The following is a 25,668-nucleotide window of genomic DNA, read 5'->3' on the forward strand; positions in this document are numbered from 1 at the left end:
TCGTGCCTCTATGTCAAAATCAACATAGATTCGCCCGGAGTCTAGGTCAGTTTCGGTGCGAACCTGAGGTCGAGTGTAGCGGGGAGAGGAGAGACGTGTATGCCTAAAGGTTCTCGAGAAGGCTCGAATACACTGTTGATGATAGACAGCTTATACAACTCGTTAACGCGTACGGAGCAGAAGATTGCGGATATGATTAAGCGGGACCCGGATGGAATTGTCTATGGGACGTTGACGGATTTAGCAGAGAAATCCGGTGTTGGAGATACGTCAGTGCTTCGGCTTTGCCGCAAGCTGGGCTTTCGCGGCTATCAGGAGTTTAAGCTGAAGCTGGCGCAGGAGCTTGTACACCCGCTTCAAAATGTGAATGGCGAAATACAAGAGAGTGATGATTTAGTCACAATGGCAGGGAAGATTACGACGGAAAATATATTGTATCTGCAAAATACGCTGGCTCTCCTGGATATGAGAGAACTGCAGCTGGCAGTGGATGCCATTTCCAGGGCAAAGAAGCTTATCTTTATTGGTGTGGGCTCGTCTGCCATTACAGCAGCCGATGCGCGGCATCGGTTTATGAGGTTTGGTCTAAATTCAGAACTTGTTACGGATTCCCATGTGATTGCGATGACTTTGGCTCTAGCGGGTCCGGAGGATCTCGTTTTTGCTGTCTCTACATCTGGAAGTACAAAGGATCTCGTAGATGCTGTTCGAAATGCTAAGGATAATGGTGCTTTTTTTGTTTGTCTGACGAGCCAAGCCAAATCGCCTCTGACTCGCTATGCGGATGCAGTGTTGTTGTCGAGCTCCAAGGAGTCGCCTCTTCAGGGCGGAGCGTTTCGATCCAAGATTACACAAATTCATGTGCTTGATATATTGACGACAATCATTTCTATACAATTTAGGGAACGGACTTATCCGGCAATCGAGAAGACATCCAATGCGGTCAGCGATAAATTATACTAAGGAAGAAACGACAGAGAAAATGTTTTCGTGATAAAAATAACGGATTAATCCGCCAAAACTATTAAAAAAAGTGGAGTATTGTTTCAAGTCCGGTTTTATGATATATTTTCGTTTACATATAATTTGAATGACGAAGATCTTGAAGGGAGACAGAGATGCATCAGGCAGCGGTGGGCATTGATATTGGTGGAACTTTTATCAAGAGCGGATTAATCGGTTCTGATGGACGCATATTGGTGCAGCAATCTACACCGACAGAGGCTGCTGGCGGCAGAGAAGCGCTGCTGTCCAAGATCGTCCAAATCGTGCATGGATACGAAAATTATATTTCGAATACCGAGCTCGAATTGATAGGTGTAGGAATCGGTACAGCAGGCTATGTGAATTTGGAAGGGGAAATTGGAAGCGCCACAGAAAGCCTCCCAGGGTGGCAGGGCACTCCCGTCAAGGCCGAATTGCAGAGGAGAATTTCGCTGCCCGTTTACGTGGACAATGATGTCAATGCCGTAGCGCTGGGCGAGTCATGGACAGGGGCTGGGCGCAATCGTGACCAGTTTATATGTCTGGCCTTGGGCACTGGTGTGGGGGGATGCTTCATATATGGTGGAAAACCTTACCGTGGAAAAAGCGGGTATGCTGGAGCCTATGGGCATCAAGTTATTGCAATGGATGGACAACCGTGTGCATGCGGCTTGAAAGGATGCTGGGAGCAATATGCCTCTGTAACAGCCTTAAAGAGAATCGCGCGTGAAATGGCCAAAGGAGCGGAATGGTCCAGCCTTCCTGAGAATGTGTTCGCTGAAGCCCGTAAAGGGAATGAAACAGCGGTAAGCATCGTAGATCAATATGCGTTATATATTTCGATCGGCATAGCAGGCCTGATGCATAGCTTTAATCCCACCGCAGTCATCATTGGGGGCGCAGTAACTGCGCAAGGGGACTTTTTATTTGATCGCATACGCAGCGGCGTCCGCAAAAATACAATGCACGGCTTTGCAGAACAACTGGATCTTACGATTATACCTGCTCAGCTGGGCAATATGGCGGGTACGGTCGGTGCCGCGAAGCTTGTGTGGTTAGCATAAATTTATAGGAACAGCGTGCAAAGGCGCTTTTTAAAGCGTCTTTTTTTGCGTTACATAAATTAACATTATTTTTGATTTTTGAGAATAATTCGTCTTTAAATAGATGAAATGAAGATTTTTTTTAGAGTTTGCACTACAATAAAACTATATAGAACAGGAACTTTGGAGGTTGTATTGTGAGGATTTATAACATAGAAGTGTTCCCGCTCATTCTTCCGATGAAACAAGACTTCACGATTTCAAGCGGATCGGTTGGGGCTAAAAGTCAGGGAGCCCCTCATGTGTATGTGAAGGTAACGGCTGACAACGGCGCAATTGGCTGGGGGGAAGCGAGACCGAGCCATAGATGGAGCTATGAAACGCTAGAGACTGTGACGAGCACCCTGACGAACTACTTGAGGCCGGCCTTGCTGGGGGCTAATGTAACGGATCTTTGCACGATCCATTCCATCATGAATAAGGAAATAAAGGCGGGACCGGGAAGCGGGCAGCCGATCGCTAAAGCTGCAGTGGATATGGCTGTGCTCGATCTCATAGGTTCTGCCAGCGGTAAGACATTGTCCGAATTGTGGTTTTCTGCTCCTAAGACGACGACGCAGCTCTCTTACCTCATCAGCACATCAAGCCCGGAGGAAGCGGAGCGTAAAGCCTTGTATGCGAAATCCAAACAATACAAGGGCTTGGATGTGAAGATTGGAATAGACCCAAGCCGTGATATTGAAATACTGGATGCAGTAAAGAGTGCGGCGCCGGACTTGTTCTTGCGTGTCGATGCGAATCAGGCGTATAACGTGCAGCAAGCTGTCAAGCTGGCCAAGCGAATGGAGCAAATAGGCATTGATGTGTTAGAGCAGCCTTTGAAAGCAAATGATTTGTTTGGACATGCAGAGCTCAGACGGAAAACCTGTATCCCTATTGCGCTTGACGAAAGCATTTGGACGGCAGGGGATCTCGTACAAGCTGTACGGGCAGAAGCATGCGATACCGTTGTTATTAAGCTGACGAAAATGGGAGGCTTAACGGGTGCCAAGCTTTGTGGAGATATTGCCCGCGAAGCAGGCCTTGGTCTGCTGGGCGGAGGACTGACGGAATCGAGACTGGGACTTACGGCAAGCGCGCATTTGTTCAACTATTTAAATATCGCTGAACCTGTGGATTTGAATGGTCCGATATTTTTGCAGGATGATCCCGTTCATGAAGGTCCGATTATTGAAGAGGGACACGTTATTTTACCGGATAAACCAGGGATAGGCTGCGAAGTCTCAATGGAGAAGCTGGATGCATACCGAATTTGAACCAAAGCAAATATTTTTACTCTTTTTTGGAGAAAATATCCGCAAATACTTTTAAATAAAAAGGTTTTTTCTTCTCGGTAAGGTTCGTAAAGCTGGTGATCTGTTTTGCAATTAAGGGGGTGAGTGTGGAAAGCTCGTTCGTTTGAATTTCGTCGTCATAAGGGGATTTTATATTTATTTGTTTTTACATCTAAGGGAGGCGTCTAGTATGACCATGTTCAAAAGTAAGCCGTTAGCGCTGGCATCATCAGTTGTCCTTATTTCTTCGTTATTGGCAGGTTGTGGATCGAATGCAAACAATGAAAGCAATACGGGGACTAATAATGGAGCGGATAAGTCAAAAGAGAAGGTGGAGATCTCATTCTGGCATACGTATACCGATGCAGATGCGGGACCCATTACCACCACCGTTGAAAACTTTAATAAAAGTCAGGACCGCATTACGGTAAAAATGCTGGGCAATCAAGATCCGACTAAACAATTAACGGCAATATCCGGCGGGGCTGCACCTGATATCCTGCTCACCTATTGGAATAACATTGGCCCGTGGGCTGATGCCGGAGCGGTTCTTGATTTAACAGAAAACATAGCAAAAGACGGTTTTGATGTAGGGACAATTATTCCTGCCGCAATGGACCGAATGAAAGTGAAGGACAGCTATTATGCAATGCCATTCACGATGAGCATGGCAAATTCGCTTATGTACAACAAAGCCGCATTTGCGGATGCGGGAATCACATCGCCTCCTGAAACGCTTGAACAATTGTTTGAATATGCGAAGAAGCTGACGAAAAAAGATGACAAGGGAAGCATTTCGCGAATTGGTTTTATTCCTGACTACCCTTGGATTGAGAATGTGTTATGGCCTATCCTATATGGCGGCTCCTGGTATGACGAAGCTACAGGCAAAGTAACGCCGAATGCGGAAGCAAATGTGAAGTCCATTGCATACCAGCGTTCTTATTATGAAGAGTATGGCCAAAGTCAAATTGATAAATTCAAGTCTGGAATGGGCAAACGCGGCACGGCTCAGGATCCGCTCTTGACGGGCCAGCTTGCTATGTATGTGGGCTGGGAATACAACTTCATGCCTGAACGTTCGGATGACGGACCCATCGGCGTTGCTCCGTTTCCTTACCCGGCTGATCAGCCTGAATTGAAGGGTTCCGGTATGGTTAGTCCGCGTGCCGCATTTATTCCGGCTAAAGCCAAGCATCCGGAAGAAGCATGGGAATTTATGAAGTATTTGATGTCGACGGATACGCAGGTTCAATATTCGCTTGATGGCCATGTTATTCCGACAATTACCGCGGCCTTGGATGATAAGCGTCTGCTGGTTGAAGAGAACAAAACCATGTGGTCCTTCTATGAAACTGCGAAGAGCGAGAATCTTAACGGATTCCCGAACAGCCCTTATATCAATGAGTATTTGCAGGCGCTGTCAGAAGAAACGGAAAAAGCCCTGAAGGGTACACTGTCTCCGCAAGAAGCAATGGATAATGTTGCCAAGAAGATTCAAGCTGTAGCGGATAAGAAATAATATAGACCAAGCGGACCGGTTAAATCGGTCCGCTTACATCTTGAAGGAAGGAGGCAGAATGATGAATGAAAAAAACATGAATGCGATCGGTATTCGTAAAAGACAAAGAAAGCTGCTCGTTACAGGACTTTTATTTACGAGTCCATGGATTATCGGTTTTTTAATTTTTCAGTTGTACCCCATTCTGGCTTCTTTTTATTACAGCTTGACGGAATATAATTTATTCTCTGCACCCCAGTGGGTGGGCCTGGACAATTATAAAAATTTGTTTGATGATGAAAAGTTTTATAAATCGATGTACAACACCTTATATATGACGATAGTCGGCGTCGTGCCGCATATGGCATTCGCTTTAGGGATGGCGCTGCTCCTTAATACGAAGGTTAAAGGACAGAGCATATATAGAACCATTTATTTTTTGCCGACACTTGTACCGGCAGTCGCAGGCTCATTGTTATGGATGTGGCTGCTGAATTCCCAGTACGGCTTTATTAACATGTCGCTTAGTGCGATAGGGATCACGGGTCCGAACTGGCTGATCGATCCGGATTGGACGAAACCTGCACTTATTTTGATGGGCTTCTGGGGCACAGGGACGATTACGGTCATGTATTTGGCTGCCCTTCAGGACGTGCCGAAAATGTATTATGAAGCCGCTGACATTGATGGCGCAAGCAAATGGAGACAATTTTGGACCATAACGTTTCCATCGATCTCTCCTATGACCTTGTTTCAACTGATTATGATGCTGATCGCTTCCTTTCAATATTTTACCGAGGGTATGGTATTCGCCGAGGCCACGCAATCCGTTGGCGGACCGGAGAACTCGTTGTTGTTCTACTCCATTTATTTGTATCAACAGGCATTCTCGTTCCTCAATATGGGCTATGCATCAGCCATGGCATGGATGCTGTTCGTTGTGGTCATGCTGTTTGCGCTTGTCATCTTCAAGACATCCGCGAAGTGGGTTTATTATGGAGGTGATAAGTGATGCCTAATAAGGCTATTTCCGAAGGACCCGTGCAGCATCCATTAACCAAAAAGAAGAAGATGAGGAAAAGCACGACGTCCTCCATGCTCAGGCATCTGATTCTTGGTTTAGCGGGGCTTTGCTTTCTTGGTCCATTCGCTTATTTACTGCTAACTTCAGTCAAAACGATGGATGATATTTTTGCTGTACCATTCGTATGGTGGCCAAAGGACTTTTTCTGGGAGAACTATTCCAATGCGGTTAGCGCCATTCCTTTTTTCAGATACACATTCAATACCCTGTTTGTTTCTCTTCTATGTGTATTGGGTGAAGTTATAGCCGCTCCGTTAACGGCGTATGGTCTTGCCAGAATTCCTTTTAAAGGACGCAATCTTATATTCATCGTCATGATGGGGACGATTATGCTGCCATCGCAGTCGACGATGATCCCGCTTTATGTCTTGTTCAATAAGATGAATTTGGTTAACACGTTTTGGCCGCTTATCCTTCCCGCCTTTTTTGGAGCGGCATATTATATCTTTTTGCTTCGACAGTTTTTCATGGGGATTCCGCAGGAGATTACAGAATCAGCCAAAATCGACGGCGCGTCCGAGTTCCGGATTTACTGGCAAATGATCTTGCCTTTATCGCGAGCGGCCATATTCACCGTGGGCTTGCTCGTATTCTTAAGCTCCTGGAAGGATTACCAGCTTCCATTGATTTATTTGAATGAACCGGATAAGTGGACGTTGTCTGTTGGTCTGAAAGCCTTTATTGGCGAGTACAACGTTGAGTGGGGCATGCTCATGGCCGCTGCAGCTTTGTTTACGATTCCAATCGTCATTCTCTACTTCTTTGTACAGAAAGTGTTTATTCAAGGTATTACAATGACAGGCTCGAAATAATGAGCCTTGATGCGCATGGGAGATGACTGGCATGAATGATTTTGCTTCTCAAATCATCATTGGGATGAAACCATATGTTGATCAATTGTTGAAATTAGATTCGGAAACGGGATATCTGTATCTGTTCGATGATGAGCTGGGAGCGCAGGCAAGCTGCTGTACGACCGGGCTGGCTGCTTCCCTGTATGTATTGGACGGCAAGCTTAATACCGGCGGGGACGGCTTTCAAATCGCCCGGTTATTGGCTGAAGATGTGAGAAGGCGCCAGCTTCCCAGCGGTGCCTTCAGGCAGCCGTTTTATGTGAAGAAAGGCGATCCGGATACGATTGATATTGCCGAGGTCGGCGCTGTGGCGAATAGCCTCTATCATGTGTTTGAGGCTACAGGCAGCACGGCGGCCAAAGAATGCCTGATCGCTTCTGCGGATTATCTGTTAACGCAGGTTGCTTCCCAAAATCCCGGAGTCGTATTAAAACGTCCGGATAGCGACTTCGATGTGCTAAACGGTGATATGTATGCCGCGCATACGTTTGGCAGAGCCTACCAGCTGTCTGGAAATCCGGCCTATTTGGAGAAGATTCATCATATATTTGCGCATTTGGCGGACCGATTCGGGAGAAATGAGCGAGGCTGGTGGCCATACATCGAGAACTGGGATGGAACCGTTCATTTGGGAAACAGCGTAGTCTATCAAGCTACAATTATAGCTTTTGCCCACACAGCGCTGCCGCTGCTGGAAGATTCGCTGCGTGAGCGATGGTCGGAGGTGTCGGAGGAAGCGATGGCTACATTGGTTCAAGCCATTAAGCAGCCGCCTTCGGAGGAAACGGAAGCTACGTGGTGGACAAGAGATTGGAGCCATAGCTGGGAGCTTTATTTATCGCTATGGAGAAGCGCCTCTACAGCGGATGCGCAGCAGCTAGGCCAAAAAAAATTCACCGCGGTGCTGGAGGAAATCGCAGATTCCGGTCAAGAACTGTTTAGACCGAAAATTGTAAACGATGTGCCGGATCGCACGCCAGTGACGACGACTTTCCGCAAAGCGGCGGGCTTTGTGGGAATTGCAGCCAACAAGGTGCTGGATGACTGGGAATCAAAGGAGGGAAAGAGCTGAAAATGGCATCTTTGTTTAACAAGAAGGGTTTAATTGTATCTTGTCAGGCTTATCCGGGAGATCCTTTATTCGGAGAAGAAATGATGGTTCGTATGGCGCTGGCAGCTGTACAGGGCGGTGCAATTGGCATTCGTTCGAATGGGGCTGCTGATATTAAAGCCATAAAAAAAGTGGTTAACGTGCCTGTTATTGGCTTGCTGAAGCGAAAAATAAAAGATTCGGACATTTATATTACGCCAGATCTCGAGGATGTCCAAACGATATTGGAGGCCGGGGCTGATATCGTTGCTTTGGATGTAACGGACCGTGAAGACCGTTATTCCAAGGTTAAAGGTATGATAGACTATATTCATCAAGCAGGGGCGCAGGTGATGGCTGATATTTCAATAGCAGAGGAGGCCATTATGGCCCAGCAGCTGGGTGCGGACTATGTTTCCACTACACTGTCCGGGTATACGCCCTACAGCCTTCAGCAGGAAGAGCCGGATTTGAAGCTGGTGGAAACGCTAAAAAGCGTACTCAAGGTTCCTCTTATTGCTGAAGGAAAGATATGGCATGCAAATGACGCTGTATTGGCGCTATCGAGCGGAGCTGATTATGTGGTGGTCGGATCTGCGATTACCCGGCCGGAAATGGTAACAAAGCGCTTCACTGCTCAAATAAGTGAATATCTTAAAGAACAAGACAACGAACTATCCATCAAAGGAGACTGAACCAATATGAAACAAATCGTAGTGAAGCAGCATGAAGCCGTCCTTCAAGAGGCTGAGGTGCCCGTATTAACGGCCGATCATCCTTATCGTGTACTGGTTAAGGTGAAATACTCTTCGATTAGTCCGGGAACCGAATTGAATTTGATTCACAATATGGATGTTTCTGATGGCTTCAAACTTGGGTATAGCGCTTCTGGCGAGGTGATTGAGGTCGGCGGGAAAGTGACAGATTTAAAGGCTGGCGATTTGGTTGCCTGTTATGGCGGTCCCTATGTCTATCATGCTGAACAATTATCCGTACCTAGACAGCTGTGCGTCAAATTGCAATCGGACAAATATTTGCGAGAAGCTGCTTTGGTTGGATTAAGCTCTGTAGCTATTCATAGTGTCAGAAGACTTTCCTTGCAATTCGGGGAAACCGTTTGGGTCGTTGGCTTAGGGCTATTGGGTCAACTTATTGCAATGTTCAGCAAGCAGGCGAATTATCGCGTATTTGCTACCGATATGGATCCAGCGCGCGTAGCGGCAGCTAAAGCTATGGGGATCGATGCGTATATGGCTAATGATGAGCAATTGGGAGAGCAAATAGACCGGTTCACGGAAGGTCACGGCTTTGATAGTATTGCGCTTGTGGCCCACTCATCCAGCTCGAAAATCATTGCATCCAGTATGGAAAAACTCGCTTTTCGGGGGAAATTTGCTTTAGTGGGCAATGTACCGATCGAATTCCCGCGCGAGCTGTTTTTCCAGAAGGAGGCCGATTTCATTATTGCGCGTGCTGCAGGTCCAGGCCGGTATGATGAACAGTACGAGGATCAAAACATCGATTATCCCAAATCATATGTCCGTTGGACCGAAGGCCGCAATATGGCCGAATTCGTTCGTCAGCTTGAAGCGGGCTTCATTCAGGTGGATGCGTTGATTACACAGGAATATTCTATTCATGATGCGCCGGCTGCTTATATTGCCATGAAAGAGGATATCAGCAAGACACTGGGCGTAATCGTGCGCTACGACTGATTCTTCCGTCAGCATTACACAACAAGGGCAGAAAGGATGTGTTAAAATGAAGGAAAAGCTTAAAATCGGAATCATTGGTACGGATACCTCTCATTCCATTGCCTTTACGGAACTTCTAAATGACAGCGCGCATCGTTATCATGTAGAGGGAGGGAAGGTTACGCTCGCTTATCCAGGCGGATCGCCTGATTTCGAGCTTAGCATTTCCAGAGTGGCTGCCTTTGCCGGTGAAATGAACAGCCGGTTCGGCGTTCAAATCGCCGAACGGCCGGAGCAGGTCGCGGAGGAATGTGATGCGGTGCTGCTGCTGTCCGCGGACGGACGTGTGCACAAGGAGCTGTTTGAAGCCATTGTTCCTTATGGGAAGCCGATATTCATTGATAAGCCTCTAGCGGCCAGCGTGGTAGAGGCGGAGTTTATTGCCAAGCTGGCTGAGCAATGGTCTGTGCCTGTCATGAGCACATCAGCGCTGCGGTATGCAGCGGCATTAACCAAACAGAACACGAATACGGATGATAAAGTCATTCGTGTTGATTGTTATGGTCCCATGTATATGGAGCCGACGCAATCGGGCTACTTCTGGTATGGCATCCATCTGGTTGAAATGCTGTTTACGGTGCTTGGCAGCGATTGCGAGCAGATTAACGCATCGGGCAGCGGCGATAAGGAAACGATTACCGGGATATGGAAGAACGGAGTGGTCGGTACGATTCAAGGGAGCAAATCGGGAGGGTTCCCTTTTGTTGCGGCGATTCATCGGGAGCATAGTTCCTCTTTCGTAGACATTGCATCAGAGGAGAAGCCTTTTTATGCAAGTCTGCTTGAGCAGGTCATGACCATGTTCCATACGGGGATTCCAACGGTAGACATGAGCACAACCCTGCAAGTGATTCGGTTTATCGAAGCAGCTAATGAGAGCAGGGATTCGGGCAAACCGGTTATGCTCTAAAAAAAAATATAGAGGTGAGCCATGAATTATATCATCATAACGGATCTGGAGGGAGCAGCCGGTGTTGATTCCTTCACGCAAACCAGAACGACGGACAATAACATCAAGGGTCCCGGAATGAAGCAGCTGGCACGTGAGGTGAATGCTTGCGTGGCCGGCATAAGATCGGTGGATGCTGACGCCGCTGTTGATGTGGTTGACGGGCATGGCACGGGAGGTCTGTTTCCTGAGGATTTGGTTGACAGCCACTATATAAGCTTAATTGGAACGACCGTTAATCGTCTTCTAAACGATTATGATGCGATGTTATTCGTGGGGCAGCATGCCATGGCAGGGACCGTTGCGGCACCGCTCAACCATACATACTCCTCTTTGAAGATCATGTATTACCGATTAAACGGCATCTTTATTGGTGAGTTTGGTGCAATAGCGGTTGTGGCGGGAGTGAAAGGCACTCCTGTCATCTTTCTATCCGGCGACGATAAGGCTGCAGCAGAAGCTAAAATGTTTATTCCGGAAATCGTAACCTCGATTACCAAACGGGGAACCGGCCTGGAGTCAGCCGAGCATCTGGATCCTGAGCAAGTCTGCACCAGCATTTACGAGGGTGCGGCAGAAGCGGTCAGGCGAATGGATCAGATTCCTGCTTTTGCACATATAAAGGCACCATTTACTTTTGAAGCTCGCTATTATGAGCCCATCACCGATCCGTATTGGTTAGCCAATCCTGCTGCTGTCTTCATAGATGAGCGAACGGTCCAATTGACGACATCGAATGTGTCTGAGCTGCCTTTTTAATCTTTTTAATCGGCCCATTCGATTAGGAATGCATTGCAATGCATGGATTTGAGAGATACAGGAAATATTAATGACAAATTGAAGCGGACGCCCTAGCCACGGGAGCCGCTCTCTTTGCTTGCATTGTTTTTAAATCAGTAATCGCAGGTTTTTAATTCTGGACAGGAAACGGGAGTGGGTCTCCTTCGCAGAAGCTTCATCATTCAACAAAGAGAATGGAATCGAGGGTAGGAGGCGCCATATGTGGACGGAAGAAGGAACGCAAACGACGGAAATGCCAGAAATTCGAATCGCGATTATAGGCCCTCGGGCGATGATGAAAAAAATGGAGCACTGCCTCAAAGGCTTCCCTTCCTTTGTTTCAATCCTAAAAGAATACCAAACCGTATCCGAAGCTGCTGAGCTTGCTCGTGCCGCAAATGCGGAGGCGGATGTTATGCTCTTCACGGGAGAGATTCCGTATGAGTTTGCGAAGTCGAAGGTACAGCTTCGAATTCCTGCCCTGTTCGTTCCATTAACAAGCTCAAGTTTATACAGCTGCTTGTTCCGGCTGGAACGAACGCATGGTATATCTTCTCTGTCTGTGGATACGCTGTCGAAGACGATGATCGAAACGGCGCTTCATGAGCTTGGCGGGCCAGAGGTGGAGCTGGAGATTTATGAAAAGACTGCGCATCCAACGGAGAAGGACTTGCTGCAGTTTCACCGGGAGCAGCATAAAACAGGGCGTTCGTTATGTGCGCTGACGGCGTTTAACAGCGTGGCTGTGCAATTGGCCAAGGATGGGATTCCCTGTGAATGTATCGTGCCTACGAATCAGGATATTATTGTAACCCTGGAGCGTGCGCTGCTGTCGACGGAATGGCGGAGGAAGAAAGAAGCGCAGGTCGTTATGGGGCTGATTCATGTCGATAACTTCTCCAAGCTTGCTGACTCACAAATATCCGAGCATGAGGTGCAGCGGCTTCAGCTCGATATTCATCATATGGTATTGAATTTCGTTGAACATCTGGATGGACACCTTACGCAGCTAGCTGCAAATGAGTATTTATTTGTCACGACACGCGGCATTTTTGAACGTGAGACAGGCGGCTACAAACGAATCCCATTAGCCAAAAAGCTTGAAAGGGCGTATGGCGTCCACTTGAGCATTGGAGTCGGTTTTGGCTACTCTGCTGGAGAAGCGGGCATGCATGCCCGGCAATCCCTTCGTCTGGCTCGAGACGGCGGGGGAGATAATTGCTTTATTGTCAGGGAAGATGAAAGCGTTATTGGTCCGCTGGAAATGACTGAACCTAAGGGGCTTGATTTATCACTCGTTGACGCCGCCTTAGTGAAAAAAGCGGAAGCGGCCGGTTTGACTTCGATCTACCTGAGCAGGCTGATTTCGCATACGACGCGTTTTGGGAGAATCGATTATTACGCGCAAGAGCTGGCTTCCGTTCTAGGCGTGACAACACGAAGCGTACACCGCTTTTTGCTGGCATGGATGGATGCGGGCCTGATCGATATTATCGGTGAAGAAAAAGGAGCCTCCAGGGGGCGTCCGAGACAAAAATACAGAATGACTTTTTTAAATGACAAGAAGGTTTAGCCTCTATGCGTATGCCTTTGATGAAGGAAACAGCCAGTCAGGGCACGCTAACGCCATGGCCGGCTGTCTGTAGTTTCGGGGAATGAACGAAAGGGTAAGTCCCGGAATTCCCAATCGATGATCCCTGTTACTCGGGACGAGCTGCATAGGTCATGTTTGAAGATTTAGAAAGCCAGTCCACAAAACCGCCTCTTAATAAGGATCGGCTGCGCTCGGAAAGGCTTTCACCGGATTTCTCCAGCTGGCTGACGAGCGATTGATGGAACGCGAACAACATAGGCGCGTCAAACGAGCCTTGCCGAAGATATTCATGCCGCTGTGCTGCAGTCTTTGCAAAACGCCCCAACACGCCATTGATGCCGACCGCCTGTTTGACCTCAAGCGCGGTAAGCGGGCTGTCTTCGGGAAGCTGACGTTCTTTACGAATAAAGCTCAGGAGGCTGTTGCCGCTGCCTTCCATAAGATCATTCTCCCAATCGGCCCAATCATCTGCCATCTGAAGCGTGGTGAGCACGCTGTCTACCGCATCCGATACGGCGGGTATCAGCGTTTCACGGCCGGAAAGCAGCAGCGCTCCCGTACTTGCCAGCTTGACGGGGCTTGCTTTCATGGCCAGGGAGTAGTCAGAATAAGAGGCTTGTCCTTCCGTTGCGACGGCAACTGCCCATTCCCCGATATAGCGGCTGAAGAAATGCCAGAATGGCGAGTCCGGAGGAAACGTTTCGCGGTAGATATCCAGAAATGCGACGTACAGCAGATTGCCGAGCGCCAGTTGTTCCTTCCAGTCATCGGGTGAGGTATCCATCAAGTCATCCTGGACAAAAAAATAAAGCATAATAAAGACATTGGCTAAAGATAGCTTGCGGCTTGCAGCGGAATCTGTCCCGGTCACGTCCTGCAGCCAGAAGGGAAGCAGGTAACAGATATAATTCTTGGTGCTGTCCGGCAATAGGGGATTATACTGGTCTACATAAGCAAGCCCAAGCGCGGCCAGAGGTTTCGGGAAAACGGAGACAATAGCCTTCGCATCCTCAAAGACAACGGCAAGATCCTCATTATAAGAGGTTTTCCAATTCATGATTGCGACCACAACCCTATCCTTTTATTTGAAACTCCTGCTAGCTTAATAGAAGTATAACCTAGTTCAGAAGACCCATCAATATCCTGAATTTAGAGAAAATGGAAAAATGGAATCTTGCATGCTTCCGGGCTTATTTTTCATTGACGCGGCTTGCAAGTCGGAGTTGTTCTGAATGGCTGTTTCGGGCTACAATAAAGGACAGCATAGAAGTGGAGAGGACGGGATCGTTATAATGGACGTAACCATATTAACCGGACGTTTGGAGCAGGCTGAGCGGGAGATTGCTGCTTTAACGGAAGACAAACTGCGCCTTGAGCGTGAGGTTGCCAAGCTGCGAAGTCTGCTCCGGGCCAGGCCGCAGGATGCGATGTCCTCCAGACTGAAGGATGCCCTCAGAGAATAACTCGGGGCTGTTACCGGCAGGATAAGGTTGTACGCTTGTTGGCCCAATTTTATTAATAAACTGGAAAGAATGCAGAAAACGCGCTACAATATAACTAGTACACACAACAGATGAGGTGATTACGTGTCAGAGGAACAAACCACACCGAATGCTGAAGATAAGCAGGAGCCGAAGAAAATCTCACTGGCTGAAGCAGTTAAGCAGAAGTTGGCCCAGAAGAAGCTGGAGCAGGCAAATGGCGGCAAGCAAAAACATGGACCAGGCGGCAATCAACAAGTAATGAAAAGCCAAAATACAAAAAAAGTGAACAACCAGCGCAAAAAAATGGGTGTTTAGGAACATGGCAGCACACAAAAAACCGGAGCGGAAGCTGCACCGGTTTTTTACGTTTTCTGGATATGAATAGGTTGAGCAAAAGGACGCGAATATGAAGCGGAATCTTTCACGGCTTCCGGCGGATTGCCCACTGGACAATGGTTTCATAGATTCTCCAGGGAAGGATGGCCCGGATCAGCAAGGTCATTCTGATTCCGCGTCCGAGCGGATAACGAAGCCTTGGCGCACCTTGGCGCACGATGCTTACAATTGCGGAGGCTACATCGCGAGGGTCAGCGGCATGTTCCGCCGTCTTTTTTGTTTTTTCCAGAATCTGCGCAAGTTGAGAGGCATAAGCGGAGCTTCCGTCACCTGCCATATTGCTGAGGCCTTTGCGCCAGATATCCGTCCCGTAAGCGCCTGGTTCGACAAGCGCAACACGTATACCCCAGGGATAAAGCTCGTGACGGAGCGATTCACTGAATCCCTCCAGGGCAAACTTGGACGAGACATAGGGAGCGAAGCCGGGCATGCCCATAAGCCCGCTGATACTGCTTACATTAATAATGATGCCTCTGCGGCGGGAGCGCATAGAGGGAAGAACGGCTTGTGTCATGGCGATTGCGCCAAGCACATTCGTTCGCAGAAGCGCTGACCATTTCTCGATGGACACATCCTCGGCGAACCCGCCGAGCGCGTAACCTGCGTTGTTGACTAGCACATCGATACTGCCGAACTCCGCTTCACACTCCCGGACTACGGCTGTTATTTGATCATATTGGGTAATGTCCAGTTCTTTGCACACCACAAGCCTGTCGCATGCAGCAGCTTCAGCGGCCTCCAAGAGCTCCTTCGAACGGCTGATATCCCGCATAGTAGCGACCACCTGAAATCCGGAAGCCGCAAAGGCAAGGGCTGTAAGAAATCCGAAACCGCTGGAGCAGCCGGTAATTAAAACTACAGCCGGCCGCAAATGGCCTTGTTTTGCGTACAGAGAAACAACCCCCTTGAGCGGTGGCGGGAACAGTAAATATTACGGCTTGCCTCCGGCAATCCATTTTCGGTAAATCGTCAAGCTGTCCAGCAAATAATTCGACTCGTCCTCAGTCAGAGTTTCCTTAAACATGCCGGTAGCGCTTCGATCCTTCTTCAAGGGGTATGGAGCCTCACGGCCGACCAAATCATCCAGCGTCACGGCGAAATAATCCGCGATGCGGATCAGGGTCCCCAGATCCGGTTCGTTGATGTTGTTTTCGTATTGGGAAATTGTCGACTTTGCTGTCTTTAAAAACGAGGCGAGCTGCTCCTGAGTCATGGACTGGCCCTTTCGCAGCTCGCGCAAACGTTTGCCAATCATTGTATCAACTCTTTTTATTTTGAAGTGGTCGTGATTATTATATTTAATTGTACACGGATCAGCAGATAGATTGGCGAGGACAAGACTTTAATTCATGATACATGTTATTATGTCTTGAAAAGATGCCGAATAAACGTTAAAATAAGGAAATAGTTCATGTAATATGAATATATTTGCTGGATTTTTATTCGAAGGAGGAAGCGGATGATGTATTGGACGGGAGGCGTACATCCGTTAGCGGCGATTATTGCAGCCGTTGTTGTTTCGGTTATGCTCTACATCATGCACCGAAATCACCAGAAACAAGAAAAAAACATGATATACTGGATCGAGGAATCACGATCGCAGCTTATATGGCAGGACGAATTCGACAGGCAGGGGGGGCGAACGCCAACCATGGAATGGATCACGGAGTATTGTTTTACCAGGCCGGGAGCTGTGAAGGACTTTCCCTTTGGCAAGGAGCCGATGGTGATGAAAGTGGGCGGCAAAATGTTCGCGCTTTTGTCAGGACAAGCGATTTCGCTCAAATGCGATCCCGTTGTCGCTGAAAATCTGCGCGAGCAGAATGAAGCTATCACACCGGGTTATCATTTGAACAAAAAACATTGGAATTCCATCCGGATTGACGGTTCGTTGTCGGCAGACGAGATCCGGTCGATGATTGACCATTCGTATGATCTGGTCTTCAAAGGCTTGCCGAAGGCAGTACGGGAGAAGGTCAGGCTTACCGTTGGCTGACACATCGGGGATAATAAAAAGGCGAAAGCGGAATCAGGGGATGGCACTGATTCCGCTTTTGCGTGTTTGCTTTTAAGATCGAGTCAGCTGTTATTCTTCCGTGACGGCACGGGGGCCCATCCATTTCTTCACTTTAAATAAGCGCCATTTGCCTTCAAAGTCATGAACAAGGGTCGCCCAATCGATGCCTCCGTCATACAGGGTGGGAAATTCCGCATTTACGGCACTCGTGGGGATATTTTCCTTGGGCAGCGGAACGAGAATATAATCGATATCATTGCCCGGCGGATCTTTGACCGCCTGATTGAACAAATAATCGCTGGTAATCAAATACTTGCGCGGATATTTGCTGCTTACAATGATGTTATAGGCGGAATAGGAGTCCACAAGGATCGTGGTATCCCGGTAATGCTCGTCCATGTAAGAGGCGATTTTCCGTTCAAAGGTTTGAGCGACGTAATGCTCGTTATCGGTTTTGATATGGAGAAAGTTGTTCTCGTCTGGCGCAATCGCCGGGTCCGTCATGGCATAGGACAGGAGTCCCGCAGTGCCCAGCATCGCCGCGGCGATCACGGTGAAGGCCGCCCGCTCTGGCCACCCCTTGCGGAATTGCTGGAGTTCATAAGGGATCCAGGCTACGGTTACGGGAAATACATACATGAAATAACGGAACCAGCCAAAAGAGGATTCCCGCAAAAGAAGCAGGTACTGCAGAGCCGGAACCGCTGCGAACAACAGCAGCAAGATGAGCACATCCCAGCGGAGCAGCCGGCCGCTCACCAGTCTGAGCAACAGGATAGTCAGCAGAGGAATCGCGTACCAGAGCGTTTTCTTCAGGACAAACCACAGGGCAAGCAGCGGACTGTGGAAAATCTCCTGGAAAGCGGCATCATTCTGCAGCGCTCCGGACTGCGCCACATTGGAATACTCCGAATTCAGAAAATAAAGCGGATTTCCCATGATGATGTAATTGAAGAAAATCCATAGCAGCCCCGAGAACAGGGCAGGGAGCAGAAGCAGGATCCAGGTCGCTTCGACCTTATAGAGCTTTTCTTTCAAAGGACCGTTTTTTTCGACCGCGGAGATCCGCATCCATAGGATGGCGATCATGACCCCCAATGCAAGCGAGACCCCGAAAGGGACGGCTTCATACCGCGTCCAGAATGCCATGGCAAGCGCAAAACCGGCCACTATCAGAGCGCTGGTCTGACGGTTCTTCAGCCAGAGGGAAAACTGGATGACCGTAAGCATGAGGAAGTAAACATACGGCGCATCGCTGAGACCGTTGGCACCAAACAGGAAGATAAAGGGATTCAGGCTGTACAGCAGCGCGAATATGGTGCTCGTCACCGCGGATAGTCCGAAACGCCGCCCAGCGTTATAGAGCAGCATTGCCGTCAGGCCGGCGAATACCGAGGATTGAATGACAGCGGCGACGCCAATGGTGGCAAGCGCCGGAAATAACGGATAAAATATCAGCAAGCCGACCTCCAGCAGGCTGGGCAACGGATTCCATACAAAACCGATGGCACCCAAATGGGGATCGCGGCTGTACAGCACATAGAACGCATTGGCCACACGACTGATGGCATCGGAATGCATATAGCCTAAAACGGCAGTTATGTAATAACCTACCGCAAATTCAGCGCCGCAAATAAGTATAAAAAGCAACAGCGGCAGCACGCGTTTGCTTCGGATCACAAAGGCTTGCCTCCCTTCGGGAAATGAGTAGCGAGGTCTTCTCAGGCAAGCTGTCCGTCAAGCGGGACCGCTCCGCCGAAAAGTCCAATACCGGTTGAACAGATAATTCTGCACCGGCACAACAAAGGTCACGATAACCTGTCCAAGCAGATAAGGCAGGTCGACTAGCTCGACAGCGCCATACATAATAAGCGTATTAAGGATCAGGCCGGAGCCGGATACCATGCAATAACGAATGAACTGCCGGTATTCAGCGGTCCGATTTGACTGCCGATCCACATCTCCCGTATCCTGAAAGGTCCATTTTTTGTTCAGAACATAGGAAACGGCAAGCACAACCGTAAAGCCCAGCACCGAGCCGACAACGGGGTGGACACCGGCCCATTCCACCAGTGCGGCCAGCAAAGCAAAATGAAGCGCCGTTCCCAGCAGCCCCACGACGGCATATTTAACGATCGAATGCCGCAGCAGCGTATGCATCGCCGGAATCCCTCGTTTCGCTCCGGATATGAGCCTCGGCGCCGCTTCGTTTCTCGGCGATCAGATATCGCGGACGACCCTTAACCTCATGGTAGATGGCCGCAATATATTCACCGATGATTCCCAGGGAGATCATGAGAAAGCTGCCAATCAGCAGCAGCAGCAGGATGACGGTGGTGAAGCCGGTAACGGCGGTGCCCTGAAGCTTCTGAACAAGCGTGTTGATCCCAAGCACGATGGAGCCGATCAAGAACAGGATTCCGACCAGGCTGACCAGCCGCAGCGGGATGGTCGAGAAGGAGACGATTGCCTGAACCGCCAGCTTGATCAGGGTAAGCAAATTCCAGCGGCTGACTCCTTCTTCCCGGACCGGAACCGTGAAGGAGAGCGTCTTCCTTTTGTAGCCCAGCCAGGCGGTCATACCGCGGAAGAAGGTTACACGCTCGGGCATTTTGCGCCAGGCATCCACGACCTTGGCATCCATCAGCTTGAAGTCGGAGGCACCCTGGAGCCGGTAGCCGGACAGATGGTTGAGCATGCCATAGAAAACAGCCGCGCCGATTTTTTTGCCGGCCGGCTCCTCGCCGCGGTTTTCCTTGACTGCTTCAATGACTTCATAACCTTCCTCGCGCCACAAATGAACCATCTGCGGAATGAGGGCCGGCGGATGCTGAAGGTCGCCATCCATAACGATGACAGCCGCCCCAGCGGCTTGCTCCATTCCCGCGCACAGCGCCAGCTCCTTGCCGAAATTGCGGCTGAGGCGGATGGCCGAGAGCTGGGGAAGCTCGCCAGCAAGCTTCTCCAGCTGCTCCCAGGTCTGGTCTCTTGAACCGTCGTCCACCACAATCAATTCGAATGACGGGGTGATGGCGGCAGCCGTTCCGGCGATGACTTGAAGCGAACGGGCAATGTGAGCTGCCTCATTATAGACTGGAACAATGATGGATAATTCGGGTAGGGATCGTTTCATGCGATCATGCTCCCTCTCGCGCCATGATGTTGGGCGGCTGGTAGTATCGTAACAAAAGCGAACAATCTTTACGGGGCTGCATTCTTTAGCCCGCCGAGTCGATGAACTTGTCCGTACCGGAAGCGGTCGGAGGTTCTGTCAGCCCGTGCTCCGTCTTTTCCCAATAGAAAGGATTGGTTACAAGCTGCCATGCCGCCTTGAGTGCAGCAATACTCATAAGCACCCAGTAAAGCGGAGTCAGCAGCGCATATCGGACAAGCTTATAGGAAAATACCCGGTTCCTGTTGTCCTCCAGCTCGTGGATCACCCAATAGACGCCGGCGACATTGCTGAAGACAAACATAAAGTTGCCGATATAGAACTCGATGCTTGCCAGGTAATAGATGAAGCCGGGGAAGAAATCGCCAATAATGGAGAGTTCCCAGCCAAACCAAAGCAGCAGCATCAGCCAAAAGATAGGATTGAGCAGGGGCAGCATCGGCGTTGCCAGAATCATGACCTGGAAACCGATAAAGCCCTTAAAGCCGATCTCCCGCAACAGCTTGAACGGATTGCGCATATGAACCAGCCAAGTCTGCATATAGCCTTTAATCCAGCGGGAACGCTGGCGGATCCAGTTACCGGTACGGCTGTTGGCTTCCTCCCAGGTCCGTGAATCCACGATGGCTGTTTTGTAGCCATGCTTATACAGCCTGATACCCAGGTCCGCATCCTCTGTAACATTGAATGGATCCCAGGCGCCCAGCTCCTTCAACACGGACATCTTGAAATGGTTGGAGGTTCCCCCGAGCGGGATTGGTACATCCAGCTGCATGATGCCGGGCAGAAGCAGCTCGAACCACATGCTGTATTCCTGTGTAAACCAGCGGGTGAGCAGGTTCTGATCGCTGTTAAAATAATTAAGCTTGGCCTGAATACACGCGTAATTGTCCGGGCATTGCCTGAAGGTCAGAAAAACCTTCTTGAGCTGGTCGGGATCCGGCTGGTCCTCCGCATCGAAGATGACAACATATTCGCCGCGTGCCCGGAGAAGCCCGTAATTGCATGCTTTGGGCTTGGTCTTGGGCAGGCCGTCCGGCACGACCAACACCGTATAGTAAGCCGGCAGCTTCATATCCTGAAGAATCGTACGCATCTCTTCGTCGTCTTCCTCAATCAGCAGACGTACGTCGAGCTTGGCTTTGGGATAATCAAGCTGCTCCAGATTGCGCAGCAGATGCGGCAGCACCTGAGACTCCCTGTACATGGGAACCAGAATCGTATACACCGGCAGCTCCCGCTCATCGATCGCGTCAATCTCTTCGGGAGTGAAGCGGAACTGGGAACTGCGCCGGGAGCCGAACATGATCACGGTAAATTTAAAAATGGACATCGTGAAATAAAAAAGCTGCACGATCAAGTTGAGCGTCAATAGCGTCATCCAGAAATTGAGGATGAGCCCAATTACAATCACGAGGCCAATGAGTATAAAGCCGCCGATCTGAAAGCGGGTAAATGTTGTAATAGCGGAGTTGTGCGGCTGCTCGTCTGCAAGCTTTGAGGTGCTTTCGTGCAGCATTTCACTGCCGTATACCTCTTTCCAAAAGCGTTCCATTTCGTTCTTGGTGGCGAGGACCTGCTCAACCGGCAGCCCCAGCAGCCGCTGCACCTCTTCGCTTTGCTCCTCTGTCAACGGACCGCTGACGGCTACCAGGAAACGGTTCATATACTGGTGAATGACAATGACTTCATAGCTGCGGGCAAGCGTCTCCGGTAAACGGACCGGCGTATTGATGCTAAGCTCATTGCCGATCCGGCCGATATTATTTTGTGTGGCAATCGCCCGGTACAGCGTTTCCGGTTCAATCAGTTGAAGCGACAACAGGATATCGCCAAGCAAGCCCCCGCTTTTGTTCTGGAAAGCCAGCGCTTTGTCCAACTGTTCGCTGGTGATCAGCCCTGCCTCCATCAGCAAATCCCCAAGCTTGCCCTTCCGCGGCTGCTTCCGGAAAATCGGCTTCATTTGCAAATCCGTAATGAACCCCATGTCGATAAGAATATCGCCGAGTCTTCCTCCGTGACTTTTCTGCGAGTCCATGGCAGCCTTAAGCTGCGCATCGCTGATTAGCCCGTCACGGACCAATTGATCGCCTAGCCGCATAGCCGGCGGTTCAGCGGAGGGGGCCTGCTCCGGTCCGGCAAGCAGTTCTTCAATAGCGGGAGCAGCTTCCTGAGCCGTTCGCAAATCTTCAATCCGGGCATAGGTCAAGTCCAGGCGTTTGTTCAGTTCATCCGCTTCCAGCTGAAGCCGCTGAACGGCCAATGCCTGTGCCTCCCGCTGGTTGGCCAGCAGTTTTTTCTTCTCTCCCAAAGTTGCTTTTTCGCGATCAAGAATTCGTTTGGCGTAGCTCCGGTTGACGCCCATCCAATGCTTTCTGAGCTTGATCATAGCGGCTCGTTTCCTTCAATTAAACGCCGTTCCAGAGCAAGGGCATCAGCCAGCCGGTCGCGAAGCAGTTGGACCTCCACTTGTTTCGTTGCATATAAAACCTCATAGTCGCCAAGCTCCTGCTCATACTGAGCCTGGATCATTTCCTGCTCCAGTGTGAACAGCTCCAACTGGCGCTCCACATCATCAGGCCGATAACCAAACAATGAACGACGATATTTCATGGGAAACCTCCTAAGGCATTTCCTCGCAAGAGGAAATGCGGCATCGTAAGCATGGACTTTGGCATTTCCTCGTAAGAGGAAATGCAGCATCGTAAGCATAGGCTTTGGCATTTCCTCGCAAGAGGAATGCAGTATCGTAATGTATCAAGGCGGGGTTGTTCTGATTTCCAGCAGGTCACAGCTGGAGACGGCCTGGAAGAAGCTGCCGGGCAGGGGCTGAACATGTTGTCCTCCCGAAAGGGGCAAATATTCGCCGGCATGCCGGTATTCGCCTTGACCGGTCAGCAGCATCCATGTCAAGAACGAGGATTTCTGAACCGTGCAGCTTAAACGTTCGCCGGCAATCACATGAATCCGTCTTGTCAACGCCGCGCCGCGTCCTTCATCCTCAATCTTGTCCAAAGTCCGGGCCCATCCGTAACGGGTATCTCCATCGGTTTTCAGGGCTTGTCCCTGCATACGTTCAAGCAGAGGCTTCAGACCGCTTGCGGCGTGCTTGCCGGTGACAAGAATACCATCGTGTCCCGCAACGACAACCGCGTCATTTATGCCGGTGACCAACACCGGAATGGGCAGTTCATTTACCACATTGGTATTGGTGCAGTTGTTATCCAGCAAGCCGATGCCATACATCGCATTGTCCATGGAATGGGAAAGGGAATCCCAGGTTCCCATATCTGACCAAGCACCTTCATATACGAGCGCGGCAATACTGGACGATCGTTCTACGACCTCATAATCGAAGCTGATGCTCGGCAATGCTCCATATTGCTCCCGCAGCCTGTGATAATCGGTGGGGAGACCGCGACGGACAAGCTCATCCAGCATGGCGGATAACCGGAAAGCGAATACGCCGCAGTTCCAAAGCGCGCCTTGATCGATCAAAGCACGAGCATAAGTTTCGTCAGGCTTCTCTATGAACTGCGAGATGGCCAATGGCGCTTCTTTATTGGAGGTCAATGGATCCGGAAGAAGATAACCGAATTTGCCCGAAGGCGAGGAAGGGGCAACGCCGATCAGTCCTATTCGCGCAGTATCCGCTTGAATCAGCTTATCCAGCTCAAACAGCTTTAAATAAAAGGACAGATTGGTATGATGATCCACGGGAAGAACAATCACCGTCTCGTCTGCAGACGCATTCTGATGGGAGGCCAAATAAGCACAGCTGAGCAGCACCGCGGGATATGTATCTCTGCGCTCGGGTTCTACAGCCGCCAGGATGGATGGACCAAGCTGTTTGTGCAGGTATTCCATCTGCTTTCCGGAGGCTGCAATAATAACCTCATGCTGAAGACCGAGCTGCTGCAAATGGGCCATCGTATGCTGCACCATGGAAATTTGACGCCCGTCACGGTCCTGCAGAAGCTGTAAAAATTGCTTGGACCTGATTTCCGAGGACAGAGGCCATAGTCTTTTTCCGGAGCCGCCTGAAAGTAAAATAATTTTCATGTTTACCTCCATAACTTGCAGGGATAAGAACAGGTTAAGGATGAAAAGTATCAGTATTCGATCGATTATTCCTAAATTAACAGTAGAGGCACCTTGAACAATCCGTTCAACGATTTAGTGAGTTGGTACTGTCTGAGAGGAAACGAAATGGACTTTAGTTTAGGTACTCCATAAGAGGGTCACGTAAGTTAACATCGAAACCGGGACTTTATGCCTAAAAATTTAATATTAACCGCTAAAATGTGAGTTAATTTGACAACTACAGGCTAATTGTATCTCATTTTTCTAATAAAAAAAAGAATAGATTCTAATAAAGAGCTGGATGATTAATTGGAAAATAAAAGTAAATAAATGTGAATAAACGTTGTATCTTATTTATATAAGAACGGGGCACCATCCGGGGGGAGCTGCGCACATGGCCGAAGCAAAACCGGGATCCTCGCTGGCCAAATCCACAAAATAATTGCTCAAAATATGATTGCCGCCGACTGATCCGATCCGGTAGCTGCGCTTGACCTCGCCCTTAACATGAAGATAATAATAGAGCTTTTCTGATTTTGGCGGCTGATAGACAAGCGGGGGCAGATGGGGAACGATATCATATTCATTCTGAATGCGGAAATTGACGGGGACGTTCTTGTTATAATGGCGTACAAAGGAAGGATCTCCTACACGCGGCGCTCCAAACGTATAAACGATAAGCTGTTTATGGCTCCGGTTCGTGACAATATCAAGAGCAGCCAGTGTAGCCAGCGCTCCTCCCAGGCTGTGTCCGGTAACAAACAGCGGTTTATTGCCTGGCAGTGTGTCAAGCAGTCTGAAAATATCTTGTTTTGCGGACATGTAAACGTCGGTAAAGCCCCTGTGGGTGAGGCAGCGTTTATTTGCGGGCTTGAATACGATTTGCTGGGCTATTAGATCGGTTACCCAGTCCGTAGCTGAACTGGTACCGCGAAAGGCGAGAATCGCCGCCCGTTCGGACTCAATCAGAAAACCGAAGGTCTCTTCAATATCGCCGTACACTTTTGCCTTGAAGGATCCTACAACACGATAGGTGGTGGGGACCAGAAAAAGCTGCTGGTTATTCTCATATTGAATATAGGTTTGTCCACAGACGGCTGCCAGATAAATAGCGGTTTGCACATTAAACTCGCCGTTATTTTCCATTGCATTCACACTCCCTGCCGTATTGTATGCCCAGATGGGCCAATGCGTTTAGGCAGAGGGGGTTAAATTACAATTGAAGATAGCGCTTTCGCATAAAAAGCATGAAAAAGGAGCATCCGCATTCAGGGATGCTCCTTTTTCATGCTTTTTTCAACTGCCGGATTGCAGCAGCGTTAAACCGATGAATTTTTTCTTCCGGTAATGAGCGAAATGACGAACAGAACGATGAATATGAAGAACAGGACCTTCGCGATGCCGGCAGCGGACTCCACAATGCCTCCGAATCCGAAAATAGCTGCGATTATCGCAATAATGAAGAAAATGGCTGCGTAACGTAACATATGAAACACCAATCCTTTCATGATTAGGTTATGAATCTTGTATGCGCGCCAGGTTCCAGACG

26 protein-coding genes are annotated in these 25,668 nt (G+C 49.3%); 15 read left to right on the forward strand and 11 right to left on the reverse strand.

Annotated features, from left to right (window positions below):
- The first annotated feature begins 99 nt into the window (after nt 1-99).
- From IEY46_RS30190 to IEY46_RS30245, 12 genes are all read left to right on the forward strand, one after another.
- Nucleotides 100-963 carry a MurR/RpiR family transcriptional regulator gene (locus IEY46_RS30190; protein ID WP_188998255.1) on the forward strand — a complete coding sequence of 288 codons (864 nt, stop codon included), beginning with the start codon at nt 100-102 and terminating at the stop codon, nt 961-963.
- A 155-nt stretch (nt 964-1,118) separates the two neighbouring features.
- Entirely contained in the window at nt 1,119-2,048 is a 930-nt protein-coding gene (locus IEY46_RS30195) for an ROK family protein (RefSeq protein WP_188998256.1), read from the forward strand.
- A 176-nt stretch (nt 2,049-2,224) separates the two neighbouring features.
- Nucleotides 2,225-3,343 (forward strand): mandelate racemase/muconate lactonizing enzyme family protein, encoded by a 1,119-nt coding sequence (locus IEY46_RS30200; protein ID WP_229750645.1) that lies wholly within the window; start codon nt 2,225-2,227, stop codon nt 3,341-3,343.
- Between the two features lie 208 nt (nt 3,344-3,551).
- Nucleotides 3,552-4,883 carry an ABC transporter substrate-binding protein gene (locus IEY46_RS30205; RefSeq protein WP_308422856.1) on the forward strand — a complete coding sequence of 444 codons (1,332 nt, stop codon included), beginning with the start codon at nt 3,552-3,554 and terminating at the stop codon, nt 4,881-4,883.
- A gap of 61 nt (nt 4,884-4,944) precedes the next feature.
- Nucleotides 4,945-5,874, forward strand: a complete 930-nt coding sequence (locus IEY46_RS30210) for a carbohydrate ABC transporter permease (RefSeq protein ID WP_188998257.1) — start codon at nt 4,945-4,947, stop codon at nt 5,872-5,874.
- 59 nt (nt 5,875-5,933) lie between these two features.
- A complete protein-coding gene (locus IEY46_RS30215; protein WP_188998627.1) occupies nt 5,934-6,758 on the forward strand; it encodes a carbohydrate ABC transporter permease in 825 nt (274 codons plus the stop codon).
- A 31-nt stretch (nt 6,759-6,789) separates the two neighbouring features.
- Nucleotides 6,790-7,872: a glycoside hydrolase family protein gene (locus IEY46_RS30220; RefSeq protein ID WP_188998259.1), complete on the forward strand. Its 1,083-nt coding sequence runs from the start codon at nt 6,790-6,792 to the stop codon at nt 7,870-7,872.
- Nucleotides 7,873-7,874: 2 nt separating this feature from the next.
- Entirely contained in the window at nt 7,875-8,585 is a 711-nt protein-coding gene (locus IEY46_RS30225; RefSeq protein WP_188998260.1) for an N-acetylmannosamine-6-phosphate 2-epimerase, read from the forward strand.
- A gap of 6 nt (nt 8,586-8,591) precedes the next feature.
- The gene (locus IEY46_RS30230) at nt 8,592-9,605 is read left to right on the forward strand and encodes a zinc-dependent alcohol dehydrogenase (protein WP_188998261.1); all 1,014 of its coding nucleotides are present in this window, start codon (nt 8,592-8,594) and stop codon (nt 9,603-9,605) included.
- A gap of 46 nt (nt 9,606-9,651) precedes the next feature.
- Nucleotides 9,652-10,554, forward strand: a complete 903-nt coding sequence (locus IEY46_RS30235; protein ID WP_188998263.1) for a Gfo/Idh/MocA family protein — start codon at nt 9,652-9,654, stop codon at nt 10,552-10,554.
- A 21-nt stretch (nt 10,555-10,575) separates the two neighbouring features.
- A complete protein-coding gene (locus IEY46_RS30240; protein ID WP_188998266.1) occupies nt 10,576-11,352 on the forward strand; it encodes a M55 family metallopeptidase in 777 nt (258 codons plus the stop codon).
- Nucleotides 11,353-11,593: 241 nt separating this feature from the next.
- Complete coding sequence (locus IEY46_RS30245) at nt 11,594-12,946, forward strand: GGDEF domain-containing protein (protein ID WP_188998268.1); 1,353 nt, start codon at nt 11,594-11,596, stop codon at nt 12,944-12,946.
- A 127-nt stretch (nt 12,947-13,073) separates the two neighbouring features.
- Here the strand turns inward: IEY46_RS30245 and IEY46_RS30250 are convergent, their stop codons facing one another.
- Entirely contained in the window at nt 13,074-14,024 is a 951-nt protein-coding gene (locus IEY46_RS30250) for a hypothetical protein (protein WP_188998271.1), read from the reverse strand.
- Between the two features lie 175 nt (nt 14,025-14,199).
- On the opposite strand from IEY46_RS30250, the gene IEY46_RS30255 reads away from it, so the two are divergent.
- A complete protein-coding gene (locus tag IEY46_RS30255; RefSeq protein ID WP_188998273.1) occupies nt 14,200-14,430 on the forward strand; it encodes a hypothetical protein in 231 nt (76 codons plus the stop codon).
- Between the two features lie 123 nt (nt 14,431-14,553).
- Nucleotides 14,554-14,766, forward strand: coding sequence for a hypothetical protein (locus tag IEY46_RS30260; protein ID WP_188998276.1), 213 nt, complete (start codon nt 14,554-14,556; stop codon nt 14,764-14,766).
- 106 nt (nt 14,767-14,872) lie between these two features.
- On the opposite strand, the gene IEY46_RS30265 is transcribed toward IEY46_RS30260, so the two are convergent.
- Both IEY46_RS30265 and IEY46_RS30270 read right to left on the reverse strand, forming a co-directional pair.
- Nucleotides 14,873-15,718, reverse strand: a complete 846-nt coding sequence (locus IEY46_RS30265) for an SDR family oxidoreductase (protein WP_229750646.1) — start codon at nt 15,716-15,718, stop codon at nt 14,873-14,875.
- Between the two features lie 60 nt (nt 15,719-15,778).
- Nucleotides 15,779-16,102 (reverse strand): helix-turn-helix domain-containing protein, encoded by a 324-nt coding sequence (locus IEY46_RS30270; RefSeq protein WP_188998279.1) that lies wholly within the window; start codon nt 16,100-16,102, stop codon nt 15,779-15,781.
- Between the two features lie 396 nt (nt 16,103-16,498).
- Here IEY46_RS30270 and IEY46_RS30275 point away from each other — a divergent pair, with 396 nt between their 5' ends.
- Nucleotides 16,499-16,843 carry an MmcQ/YjbR family DNA-binding protein gene (locus IEY46_RS30275; protein WP_188998633.1) on the forward strand — a complete coding sequence of 115 codons (345 nt, stop codon included), beginning with the start codon at nt 16,499-16,501 and terminating at the stop codon, nt 16,841-16,843.
- 90 nt (nt 16,844-16,933) lie between these two features.
- On the opposite strand, the gene IEY46_RS30280 is transcribed toward IEY46_RS30275, so the two are convergent.
- From IEY46_RS30280 to IEY46_RS30315, 8 genes are all read right to left on the reverse strand, one after another.
- On the reverse strand, nt 16,934-18,544 hold the full coding sequence (locus tag IEY46_RS30280) for a glycosyltransferase family 39 protein (RefSeq protein ID WP_373288929.1): 1,611 nt from the start codon (nt 18,542-18,544) through the stop codon (nt 16,934-16,936).
- Between the two features lie 57 nt (nt 18,545-18,601).
- A complete protein-coding gene (locus IEY46_RS30285) occupies nt 18,602-19,024 on the reverse strand; it encodes a GtrA family protein (RefSeq protein ID WP_188998281.1) in 423 nt (140 codons plus the stop codon).
- A complete protein-coding gene (locus IEY46_RS30290) occupies nt 18,993-19,997 on the reverse strand; it encodes a glycosyltransferase family 2 protein (RefSeq protein ID WP_188998283.1) in 1,005 nt (334 codons plus the stop codon). The genes IEY46_RS30285 and IEY46_RS30290 overlap by 32 nt, the downstream gene beginning before the upstream one ends.
- An 85-nt stretch (nt 19,998-20,082) precedes the next feature.
- A complete protein-coding gene (locus IEY46_RS30295; protein ID WP_188998286.1) occupies nt 20,083-22,425 on the reverse strand; it encodes a cyclic di-GMP-binding domain-containing protein, MshE-related in 2,343 nt (780 codons plus the stop codon).
- Entirely contained in the window at nt 22,422-22,649 is a 228-nt protein-coding gene (locus IEY46_RS30300) for a hypothetical protein (protein WP_188998289.1), read from the reverse strand. Before IEY46_RS30300 ends, IEY46_RS30295 begins: the two co-directional genes overlap by 4 nt.
- Before the next feature lie 144 nt (nt 22,650-22,793).
- Complete coding sequence (locus IEY46_RS30305; protein ID WP_188998291.1) at nt 22,794-24,098, reverse strand: sugar phosphate nucleotidyltransferase; 1,305 nt, start codon at nt 24,096-24,098, stop codon at nt 22,794-22,796.
- A gap of 375 nt (nt 24,099-24,473) precedes the next feature.
- Nucleotides 24,474-25,265 carry a lipase family protein gene (locus IEY46_RS30310; RefSeq protein ID WP_188998293.1) on the reverse strand — a complete coding sequence of 264 codons (792 nt, stop codon included), beginning with the start codon at nt 25,263-25,265 and terminating at the stop codon, nt 24,474-24,476.
- 173 nt (nt 25,266-25,438) lie between these two features.
- Nucleotides 25,439-25,606, reverse strand: a complete 168-nt coding sequence (locus tag IEY46_RS30315) for a DUF1328 family protein (protein ID WP_188998295.1) — start codon at nt 25,604-25,606, stop codon at nt 25,439-25,441.
- Nucleotides 25,607-25,668 lie beyond the last annotated feature (62 nt).

It is taken from the genome of Paenibacillus nasutitermitis (assembly GCF_014641075.1).
Lineage (GTDB): Bacteria > Bacillota > Bacilli > Paenibacillales > Paenibacillaceae > Paenibacillus_Z > Paenibacillus_Z nasutitermitis.